Annotated in this window: 23 protein-coding genes; 13 read left to right on the top strand and 10 right to left on the bottom strand. The window is 69.7% G+C overall.

Annotated elements, in window-relative coordinates; translation table 11 throughout:
- The first annotated feature begins 24 nt into the window (after nt 1–24).
- The 11 genes from ACIP93_RS32830 (at nt 25) to ACIP93_RS32880 (ending at nt 8922) form a co-directional block, all read left to right on the top strand.
- Nucleotides 25–372, top strand: coding sequence for a hypothetical protein (locus tag ACIP93_RS32830; protein WP_401764929.1), 348 nt, complete (start codon nt 25–27; stop codon nt 370–372).
- On the top strand, nt 369–617 hold the full coding sequence (locus ACIP93_RS32835; RefSeq protein WP_401764932.1) for a hypothetical protein: 249 nt from the start codon (nt 369–371) through the stop codon (nt 615–617). Before ACIP93_RS32830 ends, ACIP93_RS32835 begins: the two co-directional genes overlap by 4 nt.
- On the top strand, nt 614–3028 hold the full coding sequence (locus tag ACIP93_RS32840) for a Helicase associated domain protein (RefSeq protein WP_401764935.1): 2415 nt from the start codon (nt 614–616) through the stop codon (nt 3026–3028). Before ACIP93_RS32835 ends, ACIP93_RS32840 begins: the two co-directional genes overlap by 4 nt.
- A gap of 239 nt (nt 3029–3267) precedes the next feature.
- The gene (locus tag ACIP93_RS32845; protein ID WP_401764938.1) at nt 3268–4023 is read left to right on the top strand and encodes a restriction endonuclease; all 756 of its coding nucleotides are present in this window, start codon (nt 3268–3270) and stop codon (nt 4021–4023) included.
- Nucleotides 4024–4307: 284 nt separating this feature from the next.
- Nucleotides 4308–5552 (top strand): helix-turn-helix domain-containing protein, encoded by a 1245-nt coding sequence (locus tag ACIP93_RS32850; RefSeq protein WP_401764941.1) that lies wholly within the window; start codon nt 4308–4310, stop codon nt 5550–5552.
- 124 nt (nt 5553–5676) lie between these two features.
- Complete coding sequence (locus ACIP93_RS32855; RefSeq protein WP_401764944.1) at nt 5677–6255, top strand: hypothetical protein; 579 nt, start codon at nt 5677–5679, stop codon at nt 6253–6255.
- Nucleotides 6252–6749, top strand: a complete 498-nt coding sequence (locus ACIP93_RS32860) for a hypothetical protein (protein WP_401764947.1) — start codon at nt 6252–6254, stop codon at nt 6747–6749. Before ACIP93_RS32855 ends, ACIP93_RS32860 begins: the two co-directional genes overlap by 4 nt.
- A gap of 73 nt (nt 6750–6822) precedes the next feature.
- On the top strand, nt 6823–7221 hold the full coding sequence (locus ACIP93_RS32865) for an ATP-binding protein (protein WP_401764950.1): 399 nt from the start codon (nt 6823–6825) through the stop codon (nt 7219–7221).
- 130 nt (nt 7222–7351) lie between these two features.
- Entirely contained in the window at nt 7352–7576 is a 225-nt protein-coding gene (locus tag ACIP93_RS32870) for a hypothetical protein (protein ID WP_401764953.1), read from the top strand.
- Nucleotides 7577–7681: 105 nt separating this feature from the next.
- On the top strand, nt 7682–8113 hold the full coding sequence (locus ACIP93_RS32875) for a hypothetical protein (protein ID WP_401764956.1): 432 nt from the start codon (nt 7682–7684) through the stop codon (nt 8111–8113).
- On the top strand, nt 8110–8922 hold the full coding sequence (locus ACIP93_RS32880; protein WP_401764958.1) for an SAM-dependent methyltransferase: 813 nt from the start codon (nt 8110–8112) through the stop codon (nt 8920–8922). The genes ACIP93_RS32875 and ACIP93_RS32880 overlap by 4 nt, the downstream gene beginning before the upstream one ends.
- 225 nt (nt 8923–9147) lie before the next feature.
- Here the strand turns inward: ACIP93_RS32880 and ACIP93_RS32885 are convergent, their stop codons facing one another.
- From ACIP93_RS32885 to ACIP93_RS32930, 10 genes are all read right to left on the bottom strand, one after another.
- Nucleotides 9148–10017 carry a hypothetical protein gene (locus tag ACIP93_RS32885; RefSeq protein WP_401764961.1) on the bottom strand — a complete coding sequence of 290 codons (870 nt, stop codon included), beginning with the start codon at nt 10015–10017 and terminating at the stop codon, nt 9148–9150.
- A gap of 77 nt (nt 10018–10094) precedes the next feature.
- Nucleotides 10095–10751, bottom strand: coding sequence for a hypothetical protein (locus ACIP93_RS32890; protein WP_401764964.1), 657 nt, complete (start codon nt 10749–10751; stop codon nt 10095–10097).
- A gap of 53 nt (nt 10752–10804) precedes the next feature.
- Entirely contained in the window at nt 10805–11353 is a 549-nt protein-coding gene (locus ACIP93_RS32895; protein WP_401764967.1) for a hypothetical protein, read from the bottom strand.
- Between the two features lie 74 nt (nt 11354–11427).
- Nucleotides 11428–11757 carry a hypothetical protein gene (locus tag ACIP93_RS32900; RefSeq protein ID WP_401764970.1) on the bottom strand — a complete coding sequence of 110 codons (330 nt, stop codon included), beginning with the start codon at nt 11755–11757 and terminating at the stop codon, nt 11428–11430.
- 142 nt (nt 11758–11899) lie between these two features.
- Entirely contained in the window at nt 11900–12640 is a 741-nt protein-coding gene (locus ACIP93_RS32905) for a hypothetical protein (protein WP_401764973.1), read from the bottom strand.
- A 430-nt stretch (nt 12641–13070) separates the two neighbouring features.
- Complete coding sequence (locus ACIP93_RS32910) at nt 13071–13283, bottom strand: hypothetical protein (protein ID WP_401764974.1); 213 nt, start codon at nt 13281–13283, stop codon at nt 13071–13073.
- Nucleotides 13280–13771, bottom strand: a complete 492-nt coding sequence (locus ACIP93_RS32915) for a hypothetical protein (RefSeq protein ID WP_401764976.1) — start codon at nt 13769–13771, stop codon at nt 13280–13282. The genes ACIP93_RS32910 and ACIP93_RS32915 overlap by 4 nt, the downstream gene beginning before the upstream one ends.
- 29 nt (nt 13772–13800) lie before the next feature.
- On the bottom strand, nt 13801–14607 hold the full coding sequence (locus ACIP93_RS32920) for an AAA family ATPase (RefSeq protein WP_401764979.1): 807 nt from the start codon (nt 14605–14607) through the stop codon (nt 13801–13803).
- Nucleotides 14604–15341: a hypothetical protein gene (locus ACIP93_RS32925; RefSeq protein WP_401764980.1), complete on the bottom strand. Its 738-nt coding sequence runs from the start codon at nt 15339–15341 to the stop codon at nt 14604–14606. Before ACIP93_RS32925 ends, ACIP93_RS32920 begins: the two co-directional genes overlap by 4 nt.
- A 254-nt stretch (nt 15342–15595) precedes the next feature.
- Nucleotides 15596–16150: a hypothetical protein gene (locus ACIP93_RS32930; RefSeq protein ID WP_401764981.1), complete on the bottom strand. Its 555-nt coding sequence runs from the start codon at nt 16148–16150 to the stop codon at nt 15596–15598.
- Between the two features lie 401 nt (nt 16151–16551).
- Here ACIP93_RS32930 and ACIP93_RS32935 point away from each other — a divergent pair, with 401 nt between their 5' ends.
- Nucleotides 16552–17739 (top strand): ParA family protein, encoded by a 1188-nt coding sequence (locus ACIP93_RS32935; RefSeq protein ID WP_401764984.1) that lies wholly within the window; start codon nt 16552–16554, stop codon nt 17737–17739.
- Entirely contained in the window at nt 17736–18809 is a 1074-nt protein-coding gene (locus ACIP93_RS32940; RefSeq protein ID WP_401764986.1) for a ParB/RepB/Spo0J family partition protein, read from the top strand. The genes ACIP93_RS32935 and ACIP93_RS32940 overlap by 4 nt, the downstream gene beginning before the upstream one ends.
- The last annotated feature ends 114 nt before the right edge of the window (nt 18810–18923 follow it).

Below are 18923 nucleotides of genomic sequence, written 5' to 3' on the forward strand. Positions count from 1 at the left end.
GAACCAAGAGAAACGGAGCAGCCGATGACCGACTTCCCGCCTTCCTTCGACACCACCTACATCAACGCCCCCCACGTCCAGGAGGAGACCGAGGAGCTCCTGCGCCTGCGACGTGCGGGCCGGATCAGCGACCGGGACTGGCTGCTGCGCCACGCGGCCCTCACCGACCGGCAGACCCGGGGCGCCGGTCCCGCCGACGGCAAGGTGCAGACCGCGCTCCAGAGGAGCGTCGACAAGCTCATCGCCTTCGACACCGCGAACGCCACGACGGCCGGCCCCCTCACCGCCGACGACCCCGCCTGGGCGGCCGACCCCTGCGGCTACGTCCGCCAGGAGTACGCGATCTGGGCCACGCGGAACACGCGGCCGTGACCGCCGGAAGCATCCCGACCATCAGGTGCGACTACACCGGCGTAGGCGATGCCGAGTGCGACCGCGAATGGTTCGCTCCGGTCCCGATGCCCCACCACCGGGCCCTCCGTGCCTGGCTGCGCGCACGCGGATGGCGCAGGCTGCGCGACGGCCGCGACCTCTGCCCCGACCACGCCCACCGCTCCTCCAACCCGTCCGCCTCCCGGCCTCAGAGCCCGGAACCCGAGAGCAAGGCGAGCTCATGACCGATACCCGCACCGCTCCCCCGCCGCTGCGACCGCACCAGAGCGAGGCCTTGGCCTGCGCGGTGGAGGAACTCACCCCCCGCTCCCTCGCCGAACCCCCGGCCGCCGGCCTGCGCACCCAGGTCATCATGGCCACGGGCAGCGGCAAGACCCTCGTCGCCGTACACGCCGCAGAACAGGTCGGCGGAGACCGCGTCCTGGTCCTGGTCCCCTCCCTGGACCTTCTCGACCAGACGGCCCGCGCCTGGCGGGACGGCGGCCGCACCGGAGCCTTCGTCGGCGTTTCCTCCCTCGACGACCACGAAACCGGGTTCCCGCACACCACCGACCCGCACACCCTGGTACAGCTCACCGCCCACGACCGCCGTGTCACCGTCTTCGCGACATACGCCTCCCTCGGCAACGGAATCCTGGAGGCCGCGCACGAATCGGGCCTGACCCCCTGGGGGTTGATCGTGGTGGATGAGGCACACCGCACCAGCGGACGGGCGGGCAAGCCGTGGGCCATGGTCCACGACAACGCCCGGATCCCGGCCGCCGCGCGCCTCTACATGACCGCCACTCCCCGCATCTGGGCCGCCGGCGACGGTGACGAGGAGGACGGCCAGCTCGTCGCGTCCATGACCGACGACCCCGACGGCCTCTTCGGTCGCGTCGCCTATCACCTGCCGCTGGAGACCGCGATCGAGCGGGGCATCGTCGCGCCGTACCAGGTCGTGGTCATGGACGTGCAGGACCACCAGCTCAACGCCGCGATGCTGGCCGCCGGTGATGGCTCCGACGCGGTACGCGGTCTGAGGCTCGGCGCGCTCCAGACGGCCACCCTCAAGGCCGCCGAGGAAGAGGGCCTGCGCCGCGTGCTCTCCTTCCACCAGCGGGTCTCCGAGGCGGAGGCCTTCGCCGCCGGCCTGCCCGACAAAGCCCGCGAACTCCACCGCCAGGGCGGAACGCCCCTCTCCGAAGACGCTGCCGTGTGGGCGCAGTGGCTGCACGGCGAGCACAAGCCGGCCCACCGGCGCCGTGTCCTCACCCAGTTCGCGGCCGGCCTGACCAACAGCGGCCAGGACGCGCGGCTCTCCCTCATCGCCAGCGTGAAGGTCCTCGGCGAAGGCGTCGACACCCGGGAATGCGACGGTGTCGTCTTCTGCGACGTCCGCGGCTCCATGCCGGACCTGGTCCAGGCCGTCGGCCGCGCGCTGCGCATGCACCCCGGCGAAGGAAAGATCGCCACCCTCGTCGTTCCGGCTTTCCTCGCCACCGGCGAGACCCCCGAGACCATGCTCACTTCCCCCGCGTACGCGGGCCTGGCCAAGCTCCTCGCCGCGCTGCGCGCCCACGACACCCGCATCGAGCAGCTGACCGACCCGGGCGCATCGACCCCCGCACGCACCGGCGACCCCGGCCCCGTTCCCGCCGACCAGGACGGTACCCGGGACGACGAACAGGCCACGGTGAGCGTGCCGGCCCGCGAGCTCCTGCGGTTCTCGCAGCCGCGCGACGCAAACCAGCTGGCCAGCTTCGTGCAGCTGCGGGTCCTCAACCCTGAGCGGGTCCAGTGGCGCCGAGGTATCCAGGCCGCCCAGCGCTACCTCTCCGAGCACGGCAACCTCCGCGTCGCGTACGCCTTTCACACCCCCGACCACTGGTCCCCCGCCAACTTCCCGCTCGGTGTCTGGATCGCCGACTGCCGCCGCCATCACAAGGCAGGCTCCCTCGACGCCGAGCGGATCGTGCAGCTGGAGAAACTCGGCATGCTCTGGAACGCCTTCGACGCCAGCTTCGACGAAGGCCTTGCCGCGGCCGCCGCCTGGGCTGCCGCCTCGGGCGTCGGCCTGGCCGCCCCCGTGGACGCGGAATTCGACGGGTACCCCGTGGGCCGCTGGCTGAAGAACCAGCGCGCAGCCGCCCGCCGGACGAAGGCCCCGCTCTCCCCCGAGCGCCACAACGCCCTCGCGGAGATCGACCCGGGCTGGTGCCCCGAGTGGACCATCGACTGGCAGCGGGCCTTCCGCCTCGCCCAGCGCCATGTGGGAGCCGGGGGCACACTCCCTGACGGTCCCGGTCTCCTCGTCGAGGACGACGAGGACCTCGGCCGCTGGGCCGCCGCGCAGCGCCAGGGGTTCGGGAAGTTGACGGGGGAACAGCAGGCGATGCTCGCCGCGCTCGGCGTCACGCCCGCCCCCGCGCCCGTCAAGCGGACCCGAGCGGAGATGTGGGCGCACAACCTGAGGGCCGCTGCCCAGTACCGCGCTCGCGTCGGCGACCTTGAGGTGCCGCGCAGCCACAGCGAGGAAGTCGACGGCGAGACCGTACGGCTCGGGGCGTGGATCAGCCAGCAGCGGGCCAAGGCCGGGAAGCTGTCCGCCCAACGCGTCGAGGATTTGTCGGCTCTGGGCATGCGCTGGTCGTAGAAGAGCGGCCGCGGGTCGGTCGCACGGGCATACCCCGGTGCTGCTCCTTGCTGGGGACTTCCTCACGGGTTGCGCACTGGGCAAGCCTTTGTGCTCGCCCCTTCGAGTGCTGGGCAAGCCTTCGGGCAAGCCCGGCTGAGCAGTGTAGGCGGAGACCTCACCACCCGGTGGGAGACCGGCCCCACCACCAGCGCTTCGGCTGCGGGTGGGCGCCACTACCTGCTCCAGGAAGGCCGGCCATGACCCGCCGTCGGTACCCGACCCACTCCGCTCCACGACGACCAGGACGGGCACGTCGCCCCGTCCACCGCCGGAAGAAAGGGCAGGGCGTGGACACTGCCGGCCTCCTGGTGGTGGCCGCGCTCGCGTCCGTCCTCATTCCGCAGGCCAGGCAGTGGCTTGCACTCCACGGCTCCCGTGCCGGCGCTGTCGCCATCGCTGCCCTGGCCGCTGGAGCGCTGATTCTGGTCCTCGTGAAAGCCGGACGGCGCGGGGCCTCTGCCTGGGCTGCACGGCGCCGCCGGCCGGAGGGCTGGGACATCCACTTCCTGGACACCCTGCACCACACCGAATTCGAGGAAGCCGTACGGGACCTGATGCGCCGCGACGGGGCCTACGACGCCATCCGGGTGGGCGGCGCCGGCGACAACGGCGCCGACGTCAAGGGGACCGACCCGGCAGGCCGTCGCTGGGTAATCCAGTGCAAGCACCGCCGCGACGGTGCTGCCGGGGCCGCGGTCGGCACGCCGGACCTGCACGTCCTCAACGGAACAGGCCGCCCCGTCCACGGCGGCGATGTCGTCGTCCTTGTCACCAACGGCAGGATTACCGCTCCCGCGGTGAAGTTCGCTCAAAGCCAACGGCTGCACCTGGTGGACCGGACCACTCTCAACACGTGGGCCAGCGGTTCGCTGCCGTTGTGGGAGATCCTGGCCGACCTGCCGGCGCCGCGGCGCAGCCATCCGGTAGGAAGGGTGCGTCGCCCCCCGTTCTGACCGTGCGGACGTAACTCGACGACGTGCCTCCGAGTTGAGAAGGGCCAACTGGGCCTGCCGTGAGCCTGGCATGCCGACCCCTTGCCATAGCGCCTGACGAAGGGGGGCCCACAGGGTGTTGCAGCGCGGAGGGATGAAGATGCGCTCGCGCCCGCAGATGGTGCCGAACTTGCTTCCGCTGCACCGGAGTCCAGGGTGGCGCCCCCGCGGCTCGGGGCTCACGGGGGCGCTCACCGGAGTACCGTCCTGAGTGTCGAGGTCAGCACGGAGTACTGGAGAGCAGTATGCCTACATCTTCCGACGAGCACATTGGCACGCGCGTGCGCATCGCCCGAAATGCCGCAGGACTGACGCAAGTTGAGATGGCGGACTTTCTCGGTCGGGCCGAGTCCTGGGTCGCGAACGTCGAGAGCGGCCGGCAGCCTCTCGACCGGTACAGCGTCATCACCAGCATCGCCGAGCTGTGTGATGTCGACGTGGTGTGGCTGCTGGGGCAGCCCTACCGCCTGGAGCGCGGGGGCGGCCTCGCGCACGCCCACGTCCCTGCCCTGCGTACCGGGCTGCGGCGCTCCGGGCTCATCCTGACCGGTCACCCTGGTCTCGCTCCGCAGGGAGCGCCGGTTGATCTGGCGATGTTGATGAGGCAGACGTCCGAAGCCGCTGCTGCTCGGCAGGCTGCGAATCTGCTGCAGGTCGCGAAGCTCCTCCCGCCCCTGATCGAGGACCTGAACACGGCCGTCCTGACCGCGGCCGGCGCAGCGAAGGACCAGGCGTTGAGGCTCCTGGCGAGCGCGGCCCGCACGGCGAGGATGGCCCTCAACCAGTTTGGCTACCCGGATCTGGCGTGGTCGGCGGCCGAGGTGGCAGCCGGCGCCGCAGCGATCCTGGATGACCCGGTGGAGAAGGCCGCTGTGGCCTGGGACAGGTGTGGAGCGCTCCTCCACCAGGCGTCGCTGCGGGAAACGATCGCGGTCGCAGACGCGGCCCTGCACGACCTCGAACCGCACGTCACCGGCCGCCAGGTGAACAAGGAAGCGTTGTCGCTGAGGGGGGCCCTTCACCTGCGGTGCTCGATCGCTCACGCCCGGGGGGTGGGGTCGCCGGATGACGCGTGGTCGCGGCTGGGCCTGGCGCTGGAGGACTCCGACCGGCTCGGGCGGTCCTGGTACGACCTGGACCGGCACACCGTGTTCGGCCGTGGCACGGTCGCAGTGCACGCGGCGGAGATCGGCGTGGAAGTGGACCAGCCCGGCGACGGGCTGGCCCGGGTCCCCGAGGTGAACATCGCCGAGGTGCCGAGCAAGGAGCGCCGGACCCATTTCCGGATTGACGAGGCCCGTGCGCTGCACCGGATGGGGCAGAGTTCGTCGGCGGTCGTGAAGCTGCGACAGGCGGCGGCGGACGCGCCGTACTACGTCTACGCCGACCCGATGAGCAGGGCATTGGTGTCCGATCTCAGCCGAGTAGGGGTGCCGACCCAGGCAGCGGCGTTGTCCGGTCTCATCAGGAACATGGAACTCGTCCGGTAGCGAACTGCCGCCCGAAGTCGAACAGTTGACGCCCCCTAGTTTTTCTAGGGGGCGCGCTTGTGTGCTGCTGCCACGCTCGTTTGGTCACTGCCCGTTGATGCGTGATCACTGAGGAGTCGCGGCAATGAGGCCGATCGATACTCGACAACCGGGCGACGCGGTGCGCGCCTACTCCACCATCCTGAACTGGCCCCTGTCCGTCGGGCACAGGTACCGGCCCCGGCAGGGCTGCACCTGCGGGGAAGCGAATTGCCCCACCCCTGGCGCCCACCCGCTGCCGTGCACGCCGCCCTCCCGCGACGAGGCCCAGTTGGAGCAGGACCTGAAGGAGTCGCCGGGCGCGGCTCTGCTGGCCTGGACGCAGCAGTTCGACGCCGTCGCCGTGCGGCGCCCGGTGGGCATGGCCGCGATGGCCACCCTGGAGAGCATCGCGCCCGTGCCCTGCCTCCTCGCCGGGAACACCGCCATCCTCCTCGTCCAGCCGGCCACCGGCCAGTACGCACTGCGCGAAGGGCTTCCGGGGCGGGTGCGCTCCGGGCCTGAACGGTGGATCGCCGTCCCGCCCGCCCACGGAATGCGGTGGGACACCCGCCCGTGGGTGGACGAGACGTCGGCCCCGGTGGACCTCCTGCACGGGGCCTTCGTGGGCCAGCACCTGCTGAGGGCGTACGCCGGTACGGAAAACCTGGAGGCGCGGCTGTGAGCGCACAGGTCACGACCGGGCGAGAGCGGCGGCTCGCCGCCGCGCACTGGCTCCTGGCGGCCTCACCCGATGCCGAGCGCGAAGTGCTGCGGTGGAAGCGGTGGCCCGTTCTGGCGCTCCCCTGCGGGGGTCTGTTCGCGGCGGTGCGCCTCAGTGCCGACATTGTGGAGCTGTGCGCGAACAGCACCGACCAGGAGGTCATCGACGTCTACCTGGAGGGCGCGCTGGTCGGCGGGCCGGTCATCTGCGACCGGGCCGCCCGTTGGTACTACGTCCTGGTGCCGGTCAGTGCCTCGCGCTACTGGCAGGACAGGGACGCGCCGTGCCTGGGGAAGGGCTCGATCCTCGGCGTGCCGCGCCCTGGTCTGACCCGTGCGGATGAGACGCGGGTGTTCTGGTCTGTGCCGATGGATTCACCGGGCTGCCTCGTGTCACCGGGTGCCGTATCCCAACTCCTTTTCCATTACCGGTACTTGGCGGTGTTCCATGGGTGACTGGGTGAAGGGCGGTCCTGGCCCCGGCTGCGGGTGCACGAAGGATGCCGAGGGCCCGACGCGATACCCCTGCGTGTGCACCCCCGCCTACTCCGCGACGCTGGAGCGCGTGCCGGAGTCGGCGGCAACGGCCCGGTACCTGGTGCGGTCCGCGCTCGACGCGTGGCACCTGCCCGGTCTGCGCGACTCCGCGGCGCACATCATGTCCGAGCTCGTGGCGAACGCCGTCCGGCACGCCCGAGGCCGATTGATCCGGGTGACGGTCACCCGCACCCGGCGGTGCAGGGTCCGGCTGGCGGTCGTGGACTTCGACGCCGCGCGCTTCCCCAGGGCAGTCGCCGCCTCACCGGACGACGAGCGGGGCCGCGGCCTGGGCATCGTCGCGGAACTGGCGGAGAGCTGGGGAGTGCGCTCGATGTCCAACCGCAAACAGGTCTGGGCCGACGTGGAACAGACGAAAGGAGCGACATGAACGAGCGCGCCCGGCAGGTGCTCTTCACCCTGATCGTCCTTGGGCTACTCGTCGCACTCGCCTTCGGAATTCGGAATGCCGATACGCCCCGCCCCCGGCCGGGCGCTGTCATGGAACTTGCGAGGTAGACGTGGAAGAACCCGAGCCCACCGGCACTGAACACGGCCCGGTGCAGTACGTATCGCTGGAGGTCCGGTTCTTCGGCCTCCGGCTGGCAGCGGACGGGCGTACCGGGCTGGCCGCGTGCCGGCATCTCTGGGCCCGGTATCCGTCCCTCCGGTGGATGGCGGTGACGTACGCCGTGTCCCTGACGCTCCTCGTCCTCGCCGTGGTATTTCTCGCCATCTCCGCGTGATTCTCGCGAACCCGTGCACCGCCGGCCGAGACGATCAGGCCGCCAGCGAGGCTGACGTCTTCCCTCCGGGCACGTCCGAAACCCCTACGACCAAGGAGTATCCCGGTGACCTCCCTGAAGCCCACGACCACCGCAGACCCGCAGACGGAGCCTATCGACCTGGTGGCGACCCGGGCCCTGTACCAGTCGATCCTGGGCCTGCGGTACTTCCCCGACCGTGACGTCCTCTTCCGGGCCATCGCGGACCTGGAGACGACTTTCACGGCCATGCTGGCGGAGATCGACGGGGCCCCTCACGGAAAGCTCCGCGGCCGGTACCACCAGGCCGCCCACGGCGGGAGCATCCTCATCGAGCGATGGAGCACCGCGGCAAGGGAGTTCGAGAGCAGGCAGGCGGACAGAAGCGCGATCCGGCGCCACCACGATGCCGCCTTCAAGTACGCCGAGGCCCTGGCCGGACACGTACGGACCCTTACCGACGTCCTGGTGGTGCAGCGCCGGCTCGCGCCCGCCCAAAAGACCGACGCCGCTACGTGAACGGCCCGACGGGCGCAGGAAGTCACGACCAGCAGAGACTTTGGCTTGAGAGGGCGAATTCGTCGCGTCTTTACAACTGGCTGCTCGGCGATGTCTGGAACATGAGGCCGGACCGTGTTGCCGCGCACGCCATCACCCAGGTCGCCCCGTGGGCACGGACGGCCGCCCTCATCAACCGCGAGTTCGCCGAACGGTCCGTCGGCGTCGCAGCAGCCCGCGGCATCCGCCAGTTCCTCGACCTGGGATGCGGCTACCCCGTCCGGCACGGCCAGAACACCCACGAGCTCGCGGAGGGCGACTACCGCGTGGTCTACGCCGATCACGACTGGTGCGTCCTCGCGCACGCTCGTACCGCTCTGGAGCAGAGTCCCCGCGAGCGCGTGGTGCGGGCCGACGTGAGGGCCATGAACGCCTTCCTGACATCGCCGGAAGTGCGCGAGGTAATCGACCTGAGCCAGCCAGTCGCCGTAGGACTCCATGACGTGCTGCCGTGGATCGAGAGCGACGCCGTCAGCCGATCCCTCCGGGTTCTGCGGGAGTGGATGCCACCGGGCAGCCTTCTGTCGTGCACCCACTTCACCGGTCACTGGCACCCCGGCACCGTCGACGCCGTCGTGAAGGCCTACGCCAATCACCTGCTCGACATCTACCCCCGCAGCAGGGACGAGATCGCCGCCCTGTTCGGGGGCCTCGTTCACCTCGGCCCGGGACTGACCGCCCCGCACCACTGGCACCCCAGCAGCAAGTTCCGCCGCCGTCCGCCCGAGGAGGCCGCCGCCTTCGCCGGTATCGCCTTCAAGCCCCTCTAGGCTGTGTGTCGAAAGTGGATCTTGGACGGTGAATGATCACGGTTGGTGATCGGGCATCACCTCCCGTACCAGCCGATCATCATCTCGGGGCAGACCGGCGCCGGTCCTGCGCCGCACACACGAAAAGCCCCCCGCCGACGGGTCGACGGGGGGTCATGGCAGCATTCGGGCCCGGGTTCTCCGCCGCGGCACTGCGCGGCACCTGGCGATGACCGCTCCGCCCAGTCAGCGCCGCCACACGTTGACCTTCTCCGTCGACAGCAGCGGCGCCCCGTCAGGACCCTTCACATAGGCGGGTACATACGTCTTGCGGCGCAGGGACTGCCCAGGCCCGTAAGCCTGGTTCCGCCAGTGCCCGGACACCACCCACCGGTGCCGGTACGTGCGCCCGTCACCGCCGGCGTCCGGGTCGCGGTCCTGCGGGGTGTACTGGCGGCGCAGGTCCACCACCGTGATATCCGGTGACGGCAGGTTCTGGCGGGCGTGGGCGCGCCGGGTGGGCCCGTCCGCGCGTTCGCGGGTGCGGTCGACGAGCTGGGGCTGCTGCATCAGCAGCCACGCCGCCGCCAACGCGCCGAACAGTACGGCGGGTTCGTCGTCGAGTTCCGCCATCGGGTGCGGCTCGGTGGTGACCGGGGCGGCGAAGGACACCATCGGCACCAGCGGCGGCACGTCCTCCTTGACCAACGTCATGCCGGTACTGCGCAGACGTTCGTCCACGCGGCGGCGGTCCATGTAGAAGCCGACCTCGCAGCCTGAGCTGCTCGGCCCCCACGTCATGGCGTCCACAGGCATCTCCACACCTTGCGCGTCGAGCATGCCGATGCCGCCGTCGAAGTAGATCAGCCCGCACGCGGACGGCCGGTCCGCGGTCGCCCACCGCGCCGCGGCGAGCTGACCGCCGGCGGACACGGCGAGCGCGGCCATGTCCTTGGTCACCCAGTACAGGTCGGCCGCCCGCACGTGCGTGGTCGCTACTTCAAGGCCGGGCCGTTGCGCCTCGCTGGTCGTGCTCCGCAGCGCTGACGCAGGGTCTTCCAGGTGCCGCAGAAGCTGGGCGCGCGCCTTGGGCAGGCCGCTGGGGCGAAGGCTCACCGGGACTCCGCCGGAAGGGCCTCGATGTTCCCCTGCTTACAGACAGGTGACAGGCGGGCTGTTTCGTGGCGCACGGTTCATCCCTTCCGCAGGTAGACATTGGCCGCGTGCGACGCGGGGCGGGAGGGGCTGGGAGTGGGTGCATACCAGGCCGGGTCGTAGTCGGGGTGGAGCAGTTCGTCGGCGTAGTCCCGCTCCGCCTCCTCCAGGCTCATCACGTTCGCCCAGCTTTGCCCTGGGCCCCGCAGTTGACGCAGCCAACTGCGCCGACTACGCAGGAGGCGAAAGGCCCAGCCGTCCTGAGGCAGCGACAGCCGCGATGCGGTTTCTTCCAGATTCGTGATCTCGTTGGACGGCTTCCCGGTCATCCATACGAGGACGGCTACGAGCGCGGCCAGGGGCTGCATGCCCTGGCTCATCGACAGGTACTGGCAGGCACTGCGAACAAGCGCGTCGAGCACCGCGCGAACCTGCTCCGCCTCCTCCTGGGAAGTCCCCGCCTCGCGCCGGGCGTTCGCTGCCTCCTGCTGTGCGGCGAGAACAGCCTGGCCGGCCAGCTTGCCGGCCTCCGCGATGTGTGTCCGGGTGAGCTGGTCGATCTGTTCCTGCAGGCTTGCGGTCTCTGCTGCGTGCTGCTCGTGCAGCCTGGCCAGCTCGTCACGTAGCCGTTCGGCTTCCGCCTCTGCCTGGCGCTGGCGACGCGCGGCCGCTTGCGCTGCTTCCTTGCCCTTCACGGATTCCCCCTTGGTGGTTGTGATTGCTTCTGCACGCAGTGTCCCCGTGCGTCTCATCCCTGTGTGGGCAGTTCGGCGAGGCTGCCCTGCTGGCAGGCGTCGATGACGGCCAGCGTCTGCCCCGCCGACCAGCCCCGTACCGCCTTGGCCAGTGCCGTGGTGTCGATGCCGCCGAGGTCGTCGCCCGCCTCGGCGATGTCGTCGGCGAGGAGGCCGGCCGGGTCGTGCAGCCACGTGCTGTCGATGACGGTGCCGCGCACGACGTGGGCCACAGCCTGCCAGTGGGTGGCGGGCAGCGGGGGAAGTGAGGCGCGCAGGTCGTCGAGGATGCGGTCCATGGCGCCCACGGGCAGGGTGCGCGCGGGGCTTCCCTGCCGGGCCCGGCGCAGCGCGACGTCGACCTGCAGGACGTTGCGTCCCAGCCACTCCGCCACGCGAGGGCGGCCCTCTCCGCGGGGCAGTGCTTCGACGGCCGCGAGGATGGCGTGTGCGCGCTCGTCGGCGGCCAGCTCCACCCCGGAGCGTGCCTCTTCGGCGCGGAGGTCGGCAGCTCTCACGGCGGCGAGGAAGTGGGTGCGGAGGCTGTCGTGGTCGGAGGTCATCAGCGGGAATGCCTTCCTGGGCAGGGGTGTGCGGGGCTGCCGGTGAGGGGCGGCCCCGCGTGGTGGGATGTAGGTCAGGCGTCGATGTCGTGCTTCCGCACGATCGGCTCCAGGTCGATGTCTTCGATCGCGGCCTTGATGTCGAACTCGGCGATCTCGTCGGTGTAGTTCGGGTCGGTCTGGTGGAGGCCGAGGAACTCGTCACCGCTCAGGTAGATCCCCTCGGGGAGGGCGGCGTCGACGGCGGCACGGTAGTCGTCCGCGATGGCCTTGGTCGCGCCCGCCTCATCCATGCGCTCGCACCAGTCGGAGCCGCCGCCGTTCATGTAGTCGGCGATGTCGCCCTCGGGGCTGAGGTTGCTCCCGGTGTGGTTGTACCAGCTGCCGTATCCGGTGGTGATCATGGTGGGCTCCTTGCGGGGTTGAGGGTTCAGAGGGTTGCGAGGGCCGGTGCGGATGCCGGTGACGACGGCCTCCCACATCTCCTGGCGGGTGGCGACGCGGGACTCGCCATAGCCGTAGCGGACGGTACGAATGGCCGCGAGTTCAGAACGCGGCGTTCCAGGTCTCCGTCATCTGGGAGTGCAGCTTTTCGGGGATCTCGTCCCCCAGCGTGGCCGCCATGAGCACAGCCAGATAGGCCATGCGGTTCTGCCAGTAGGTGTCACCCTTTGTCCACATGGGGTCCGTGGCTTCGTCGCCCGCTTCCCCGACGACATCCCACAAGGGGTCGGTGTCGAGGTCCCGTCCGGTTGCCTCCTCCACCTTCTCGATGTACCAGTCCAGCTCGTGCTCGGCCATGGGGGCAGGGGTGGCCATCCTCTCCGCCTGCTCCCGGGTGAGGGCGGCCGCCTGGCGGATGACGGTCACCACCGGCAGCCAGTTCTTCCCGAACCTTCGCTTGAGGTCTTCGTCCGTGCAGTTCTCCGGGTCGTCCCAGCGCCCGTACTTCCGGATGATCTCGTAGGCATCACCCTCCGAGTCGTCGTACCGGTAGTACTCACCGGCCATCAGGGAGGCGTGGTGTTCCCGCATGGTGTCGTCCCACATGGCGTTGGAACCCCTTCGATTGGCCGGCATGTTCTCGACGTTGGGCTGGACGCAGGTGATATTGCGGGCCCGGCGGCGGGCGCCGATCTCCAGGCGACGGGCGAGGGAGACGGTGTCGATGACCCAGCGGCCGGCCGTCTTGGTGGCGGCGACGACGCCGTTGCGGCACCAGGCACGGATGGTGGCGACGGTGACGTGGGCCTCGGTCGCGGCGGCGGTGGCGGTGAGTGCGGTCATCGTGTCCCCCTCGGGTTCGGCGGGGTCTGTGCTCCCCGACACACATCACTATGCCCCACCCCATAGCTTCTTGTCTATGGGGTGGGGCATAGGAAATGGGATGGTTCACGAACGCCGCCGTCGAAAGCCTCCCGGCGGCCGTTGTGTGCTGCACGGCAGGCCGGACAGCGACCTCCATACCTCCTGCTCATGGAGGCCGTCGACGCTACAACGGGTCCCCGCCCGCGTGGGGAGAGCCAGCCAAATTCCAGTCATCGAGCGCTACTTCCGGGTGGGTCTGTCGGTGTATGGCTGGTCACGGGCGCCGAAGGCTCCGTGAGGGCCGTCGAGTCATCTGGTGAGGCAGCCCGGTAGCGTACGTGGCAGCCGGGTCCCGGAGACACTGAGACTGTCTCCGGGACCCGGCGCTGCGTCGTACGTCGGCCGATGCCTAGTCGGGCGGCGGCGGGAGCGTGTTGTCGAGGAGCTGCGCGGCGGCTTCGTGGCCGTGGGCGCGCAGCAGCTTGACCAGGCCCCATGTGATCTCGTTACGTACCTCGGTCATCAGTGCACGGGCATGGGCGTCATCCATCTCGCCCATGCCCATCTCCACCCAGAACTTGGCTTCTTCAGCGCTGGTCGCGAAGTCGGGGGTGGCGGTCACTGCGGCTCCCCGTCGACGGAACGGTCGCCGGTCGGCAGCGGTTGGGCGATGATGCGGTCCCGGCGCGGGTCCCAGCCGGTGCAGTGCGTGCGCACCCGCCCGTCGGTCCCGCGGACCGTGATGTCCCACGTCGGCCACTGGCCGAGCGGGCGCGGCCCGTGCTCGATGCCGAGGACCTCGTACCGGCTGCCGTCGTACCCGGCCTCGTAGGTGCCGCCGACGCGGCGGGGGCCGACCTGGAGGGCGCACCACTCCGCGTACGTCGGCTCGCCCTCGTCGCCGAGGAGTTCGGCGGGGGTCTCCCCGCCGCACTCGGTGCACGTCGAACGCTGCGGGTTGACGGTGCCGCAGGCCGCACACGTCCAGGACGGCCGCTGGCATCCGGTGCACGCGTCGTAGTGCCGCGGGTTGTCGGTACCGCAGGTGCAGCCCCATACCCCGTGGCGGGCCCGTTTCCCAGCAGCAAGTTCCTCTTCGTACATTCCCATGGTCGTTCTTCCCTTCTTGGAGATCGATTTCAGGACGCGGGGACCGGCGGCCGGGGGCTGTCAAGGTTCCAGTTGACCCACCGGCCGTCTTCGACCGAGCCGACCATCACGGTCGAGAGGCGTCCGCTTTCCTGCCGCGTACGGGCGATCCATGCCTGCGTCTCGGCGACGAGTTCGGGGTCGGTGAACTCGAACGGCGCGGCGGTGATGTCCTCCTCCCGGTTCCAGACGGTGAGCAGCTGGTCGAAGGACTCGGCGGGGGCCGCCCAGTAGAAGGCATGCCGCCGGTCGGAGGTGGTGAGGACGGCGAAGCGGACCTCGGGGAGATGGCGGATCGTGTAGACCGCGGTGAAGCCTTCCGCGTAGAGGACTTCCGGGGTGACCGCGAGGGCCGTGCGGTGCTGCCAGCGCAAGGTGTCTTCCGGCACGCACCGATCAGCCGGGCGGAGCTCGTTACGGGCCCGGCAGGTGTCGAGGTCGGTCAAGAAGCGCAGGGCGACGGCGGGGCGCTTGTGCCGGCGGGCCCGCTCGACAAGCCCGGCCCGCACACGCTCCTCCAGGTTCGTGGAGTCCACGAACACCGATGTCCCGGCGCTCAGGTACTGCTCCAGCAGAGAGTCCTGACGGGCGACGGCAGCCGGGGTCGCCGTCTGGTCGCCCGGCCCCCCGCCGAGCTCGCCTCGCAGGACGTCGAGGCACACCACCACGTCGACGGGCGCGGTATCCGCGAACGTCGACTTGCCCGAGGCGGCGGGACCGACAGCGACCAGGAGCGCGCCGGGCGGCAGGGCGGCGGAGCCCGTAGGTTCCTGGTGGGTGGGGTCGAGGTCGGTCACGGGGTCTCTCCTTCTCCGTCGGTGTCGTCGAGGACGGCCGTCCAGCGGGTGGGAGCCGCCGTGAAGGGCCAGGTGGAGTTGGGGGCCCAGAGGCGGACGATTTCGTCGTGGAAGTCGTTGAGGTAACCGGTGGCCCAGCCCTGCGCTTGCTCCCGGTCGTCGTATCTGAACGCGGTGGTCGCGTGGGCCTCTTCGGCGGCACCGCCCACGCCGTAACGCAGCACCCAGGCGGGGCCGTGGCTGCTGTCGGACTCGAAGGCGAGCTGCCACTCGGGCTGGGGCGAAGGGTCGATGGTGATCCTCGGAGGCTTGTCGACGCGGCGCAGCGCCTCCCGGAAGAGGGGCACGTTGGCGGCGTCCATGGTGTAGGCGACGGCGCGCTGCCAGCTGGGGTTCTCCGGGTCGTACTCGACGCGGATCGGGGCTGGGGTCCCCTCGGGCCACCAGCCTTCCCGGACGCCGCGTGGCATGGCGCGGGACAGGGCGACGGTGGGGCCGCGCAGCCCCCGGTCGAACTCCTCTCGCAACTGGTTGGCGTCGGCGCGGCCGCCGCCGGCGACGACGAGGCGGGCGAAGTGCCGGGCGCCGCCGGTCAGGGCCCGCAGGTAGCGCTCGGCCCGCTCGGCGGTCCAGTCGGTGTCGGCGGTGACGGTCAGTTCGGCGCGGTGCTCGGCGACGAGCGCGAGGAGTTTCTCGGCGAACTGCTCCGATGCGCCCTCGATGGTGATCTTCATGAGTCCTTCCGGTGCATTCTTGCCGGGTTCTGCTTGTTCTACATGGCCAGACTGACGGGCCGAATCGGGCCCGTCTAGCCTCCGGGGAAAATGGCAAGAATTCTGCACTCGTGTGGGTGACGGACCGGGACTGCCGCCCCGGCCCGCCGGTTGCTACAGGCACTCCGCCGGGTCGGCGATGTACGAGCCGTCGAAGAGTGGGGAGTCGGGTACGCGTGGCGGGAGCGATCCGGCCGGCTTCGTGGGGACGGGGGTCAGCGGTAGTCGTCCGGGTGTCCCTGCATCCAGGTGTTGATCCTGTCGCGGGTACTGATCAGCAGCTTCTGGTTCTTCTTGAGGTTCTCGAATCCGAGGTCGCCACCCAGCTTCGCGTCGAGCTTCCTGATCCAGGCGAGCGGCTCGGGGAAGTGGCCGGGGCCCTTCGGGTCCGCCTTCATGGCCTCGTCCAGGCCGTGCAGTTCCTCGTAGGTGCGGCTGAGGACGTACGAGCAGTTGCCCGGGTCTGCGCACGAGTCGTCGAGGGTCGCCTGAAGCCCGGCGAAGGCGTCTCGAACGGCCTCGGGGGCGGGAGTCGCCGTACCGGAGGATCCCGACGACTCGTCGGACGAGTCGTCAGGGTCGGAAGGTCCGTCCTTCCCGGACGTCTCGGACGGGGTGGCAGCGCCCTGCGCGCCGGCGTGGGACGCGGCGGCCTGCGGACGGTCGGGCTTGGCGTCGGCGCCGCAGGAAACGGTGAGCACGGACAGCGTCACGGCCGCGACGGCTGCACGGCGCAGCGAGGACTTGAGCATGAAATCTCCCAGGGACATCGAACAAGTGCGCTGACCTTATCCAGCGCACCGCGAGCGGCCGTCCACGAGGAAGGCGGTGTACGTGCCTGGCGGCTGGGCGCTGACGTGCTGGACGGGGTAGCCGTCGGGTCCGGTGGTCGAGAGCAGGGTGTAGAGGCGGGGCGGGGCAGGGGCGTTCCTTCCGGCAGGAAAGTGGTCACCTCTTCGGGTAGTTACCCATACGACCTCGCGGGGAGTTGGTGCAGCAGTTGGTGCCGATGACGATCATGGTCGGCTAGCGCACCGGCTGGTGGCCCCGTCGGGGTTCACGGAAGGATCGCCGGACGGGCCCCGGGGCTGTGAACTGCAGAAGACGGACTTGCCACCCACGGTTCGGCGCGCCAAGGCCGAACTCGGCGCGAAGTTAGTATGCTTCCCCCATGGTCACTCCAATCCCCTCCGGTGACAGAGAGAAGGTAGTCTCCAAACTGCCGCTCTGGCTCCGCCAGGACCTGAAGGTCCGGACAGCCGAACTCGGCATCGACATCCAGGACGCTGTCAGCGAGGGCGTCAACAGATGGCGCACCGCAAACGATGAGCCTGAAATCATCGACACCGCCGGCGCTGAAAACTTCTCCACCTACCTGCCGCCCGGGCAATGGGACTTGCTCAAGGAAACCTGCAAGTCCCGAGGCATCCCGTTCGTCCAGGGACTCTCACAGTCGGTGTCCACGTGGCTGTCCGCGCACCCCTCCCCCCGCGTCTTTCCGACACCGAACGCCGCTCTTCCGAACCGGATGGTGCAGCGGATTGTCGTATGCAACCAAAAGGGCGGCGTCGGCAAGACTGCGGTGGCGGCAGGTCTCGCCCAGGCTCTCGCGGAATCCCCGGAGAACGGCGGGCCGGGCAAACGGGTCCTCCTTGTTGACTACGACCCGCAGGGACACCTGACAAAGCAACTGGGCCTGCCGAAGATCCACCGAGACGAGCCGAGTCTCGCCAAGTTCATGGCCCCCGGCTTCCGCCTCCCACCGGAGGAGATCAAGAATCTGATCACCACGGTGGAGGACCCCCGGTTCGGAGGACGCCTCGACGTGCTTCCCGCCTGTGCCGACGCGTTCCTGCTGGGCATCATGATCGCGCCCTCCCGTAACCGGCAGGGCACCCTCGAACTCGCCCTGGAGCCGTTGGAAGAGGACTACGACGCCTTCGTCATCGACTCACCGCCCAGTCTCGGTGTCGAAATGGACGCGGCGATCTACCTCGCACGACGCCGGGAGGGCGAAGAAGAGGGCCGATCCGGAGTGATCGTGCCGGTCCTCGCCGAAGATTCTTCCGCCGACGCCTACGAAATGCTCATCGAGCAAATCGAATCGGGGAAACTCGACTGGCGCATCGCTGTCGACTACCTCGGCCTGGTCGTCAACATGTACGACTCCCGAGACGGCTACGTCGTCACCTCCTCGCTGGAGGCATGGAAGCAGCTCAAGGAGCCTCGCGTGCTCGCCACCATCGGCCGACTTAAGGAACAACGCGAAGCCGTGCGGCGCAAGCAACCTCTCCTGGCGTACGCGCCGGACTGCGAACAGTCCCAGGTCATGCGCACCATCGCGAAGGAGCTGCTGTGAGCAACCGTTCCAGCGCCGCCGACCGTGTCGGGGCCTCGGCATCATTCGGCGCGGTGAACCGCGCAACCAGCGGCCGCGGGCAGCTCGTCGACGCGCTGATGGGAACCGCCGCCGAGGGACCGCCGGTCGAACTCCCCCTCAGCGCGATCAGCCACAACCCGGACAACCCTCGTGAAGACGTAGGCGACGTCAGCGATCTTGCGGCCAGCTTCCTGGAGATCGGTCAAGTCCAGGCGATCACCGTTGCGACGGTTGAGGCCTGGCTCAAGGACCGGTCAGGGCGCGAGAGCGAGCTGGCCGACGGGGCGCAGTACGTCGTCGTCGACGGCCACAGGCGGCTGGCGGGCGCGCACGAAGCGCAGCTGGCGACCATAAAGGTCACCCTCAATGACGACTTCGCCTCCACGGACACCGCGATGCTGGAGGCGGCCTATATCGCCAATGCCCAGCGCGAGCCGCTCAATGAGATCGACGACGCCCATGCCTTGCAGAAGCTCGTAGCCTTCTACGGCTCCCAGCACCAGGCGGCCAAGCGTCTCGGCATGACCCAGGCGAACATCTCGCAGAAGCTCTCCCTGCTCGCGCTCGCCCCCGACTTGCAGGCCGACCTGACCGCCGGCTCCGTCCAGGTGAACCAGGTTCGCGGGCTCTCCAAGCTCGACCACGAGCAACAGCGAACCGCAGTCGCGCAGCGCATCGAAGCGGAGCGGCGGAAGAAGGAGCAGCGCAAGGCAGCAGCCCGGCCCCGGCAGCGCACTGATAACTCAGTTATCGCCCCGCCCGCCGAGCCGCCGCCCGCCGAACACCCTCCGGCCGACAGCTCAGTTACCGCCCGCGAGCCGGAGGTCGTTGCGGAAAGCCCCCGAGCGACGGCTGATAACTCAGTTATCACTTCACCCCCCGCGCCCGGCGGGCAAGCTACGCCGCCCCACGAGCAGACTCCCCGGACGGGGGAGGACAGCGGAACTCTGCGGCTGCCCTGGCACAACCCGCAAGCGCTCAACAGCCTGCTGCGTGAGCACATGTCCGCCGAGGACCGGCACACCCTGGCCAAGCTGCTGACCCAGTAGTCGAAACCGATAGCGACTGCGCCCTCATCCCCATCCCCGGGGATGGGGGCGCACCCCATGACAGGGTGAATGGATCTTTGAGACGGCAGTACCCCGAACCGTATACAGATGAGG

Source organism: Streptomyces sp. NPDC088745 (assembly GCF_044751045.1).
GTDB classification, from domain to species: Bacteria; Actinomycetota; Actinomycetes; order Streptomycetales; family Streptomycetaceae; genus Streptomyces; species Streptomyces cremeus.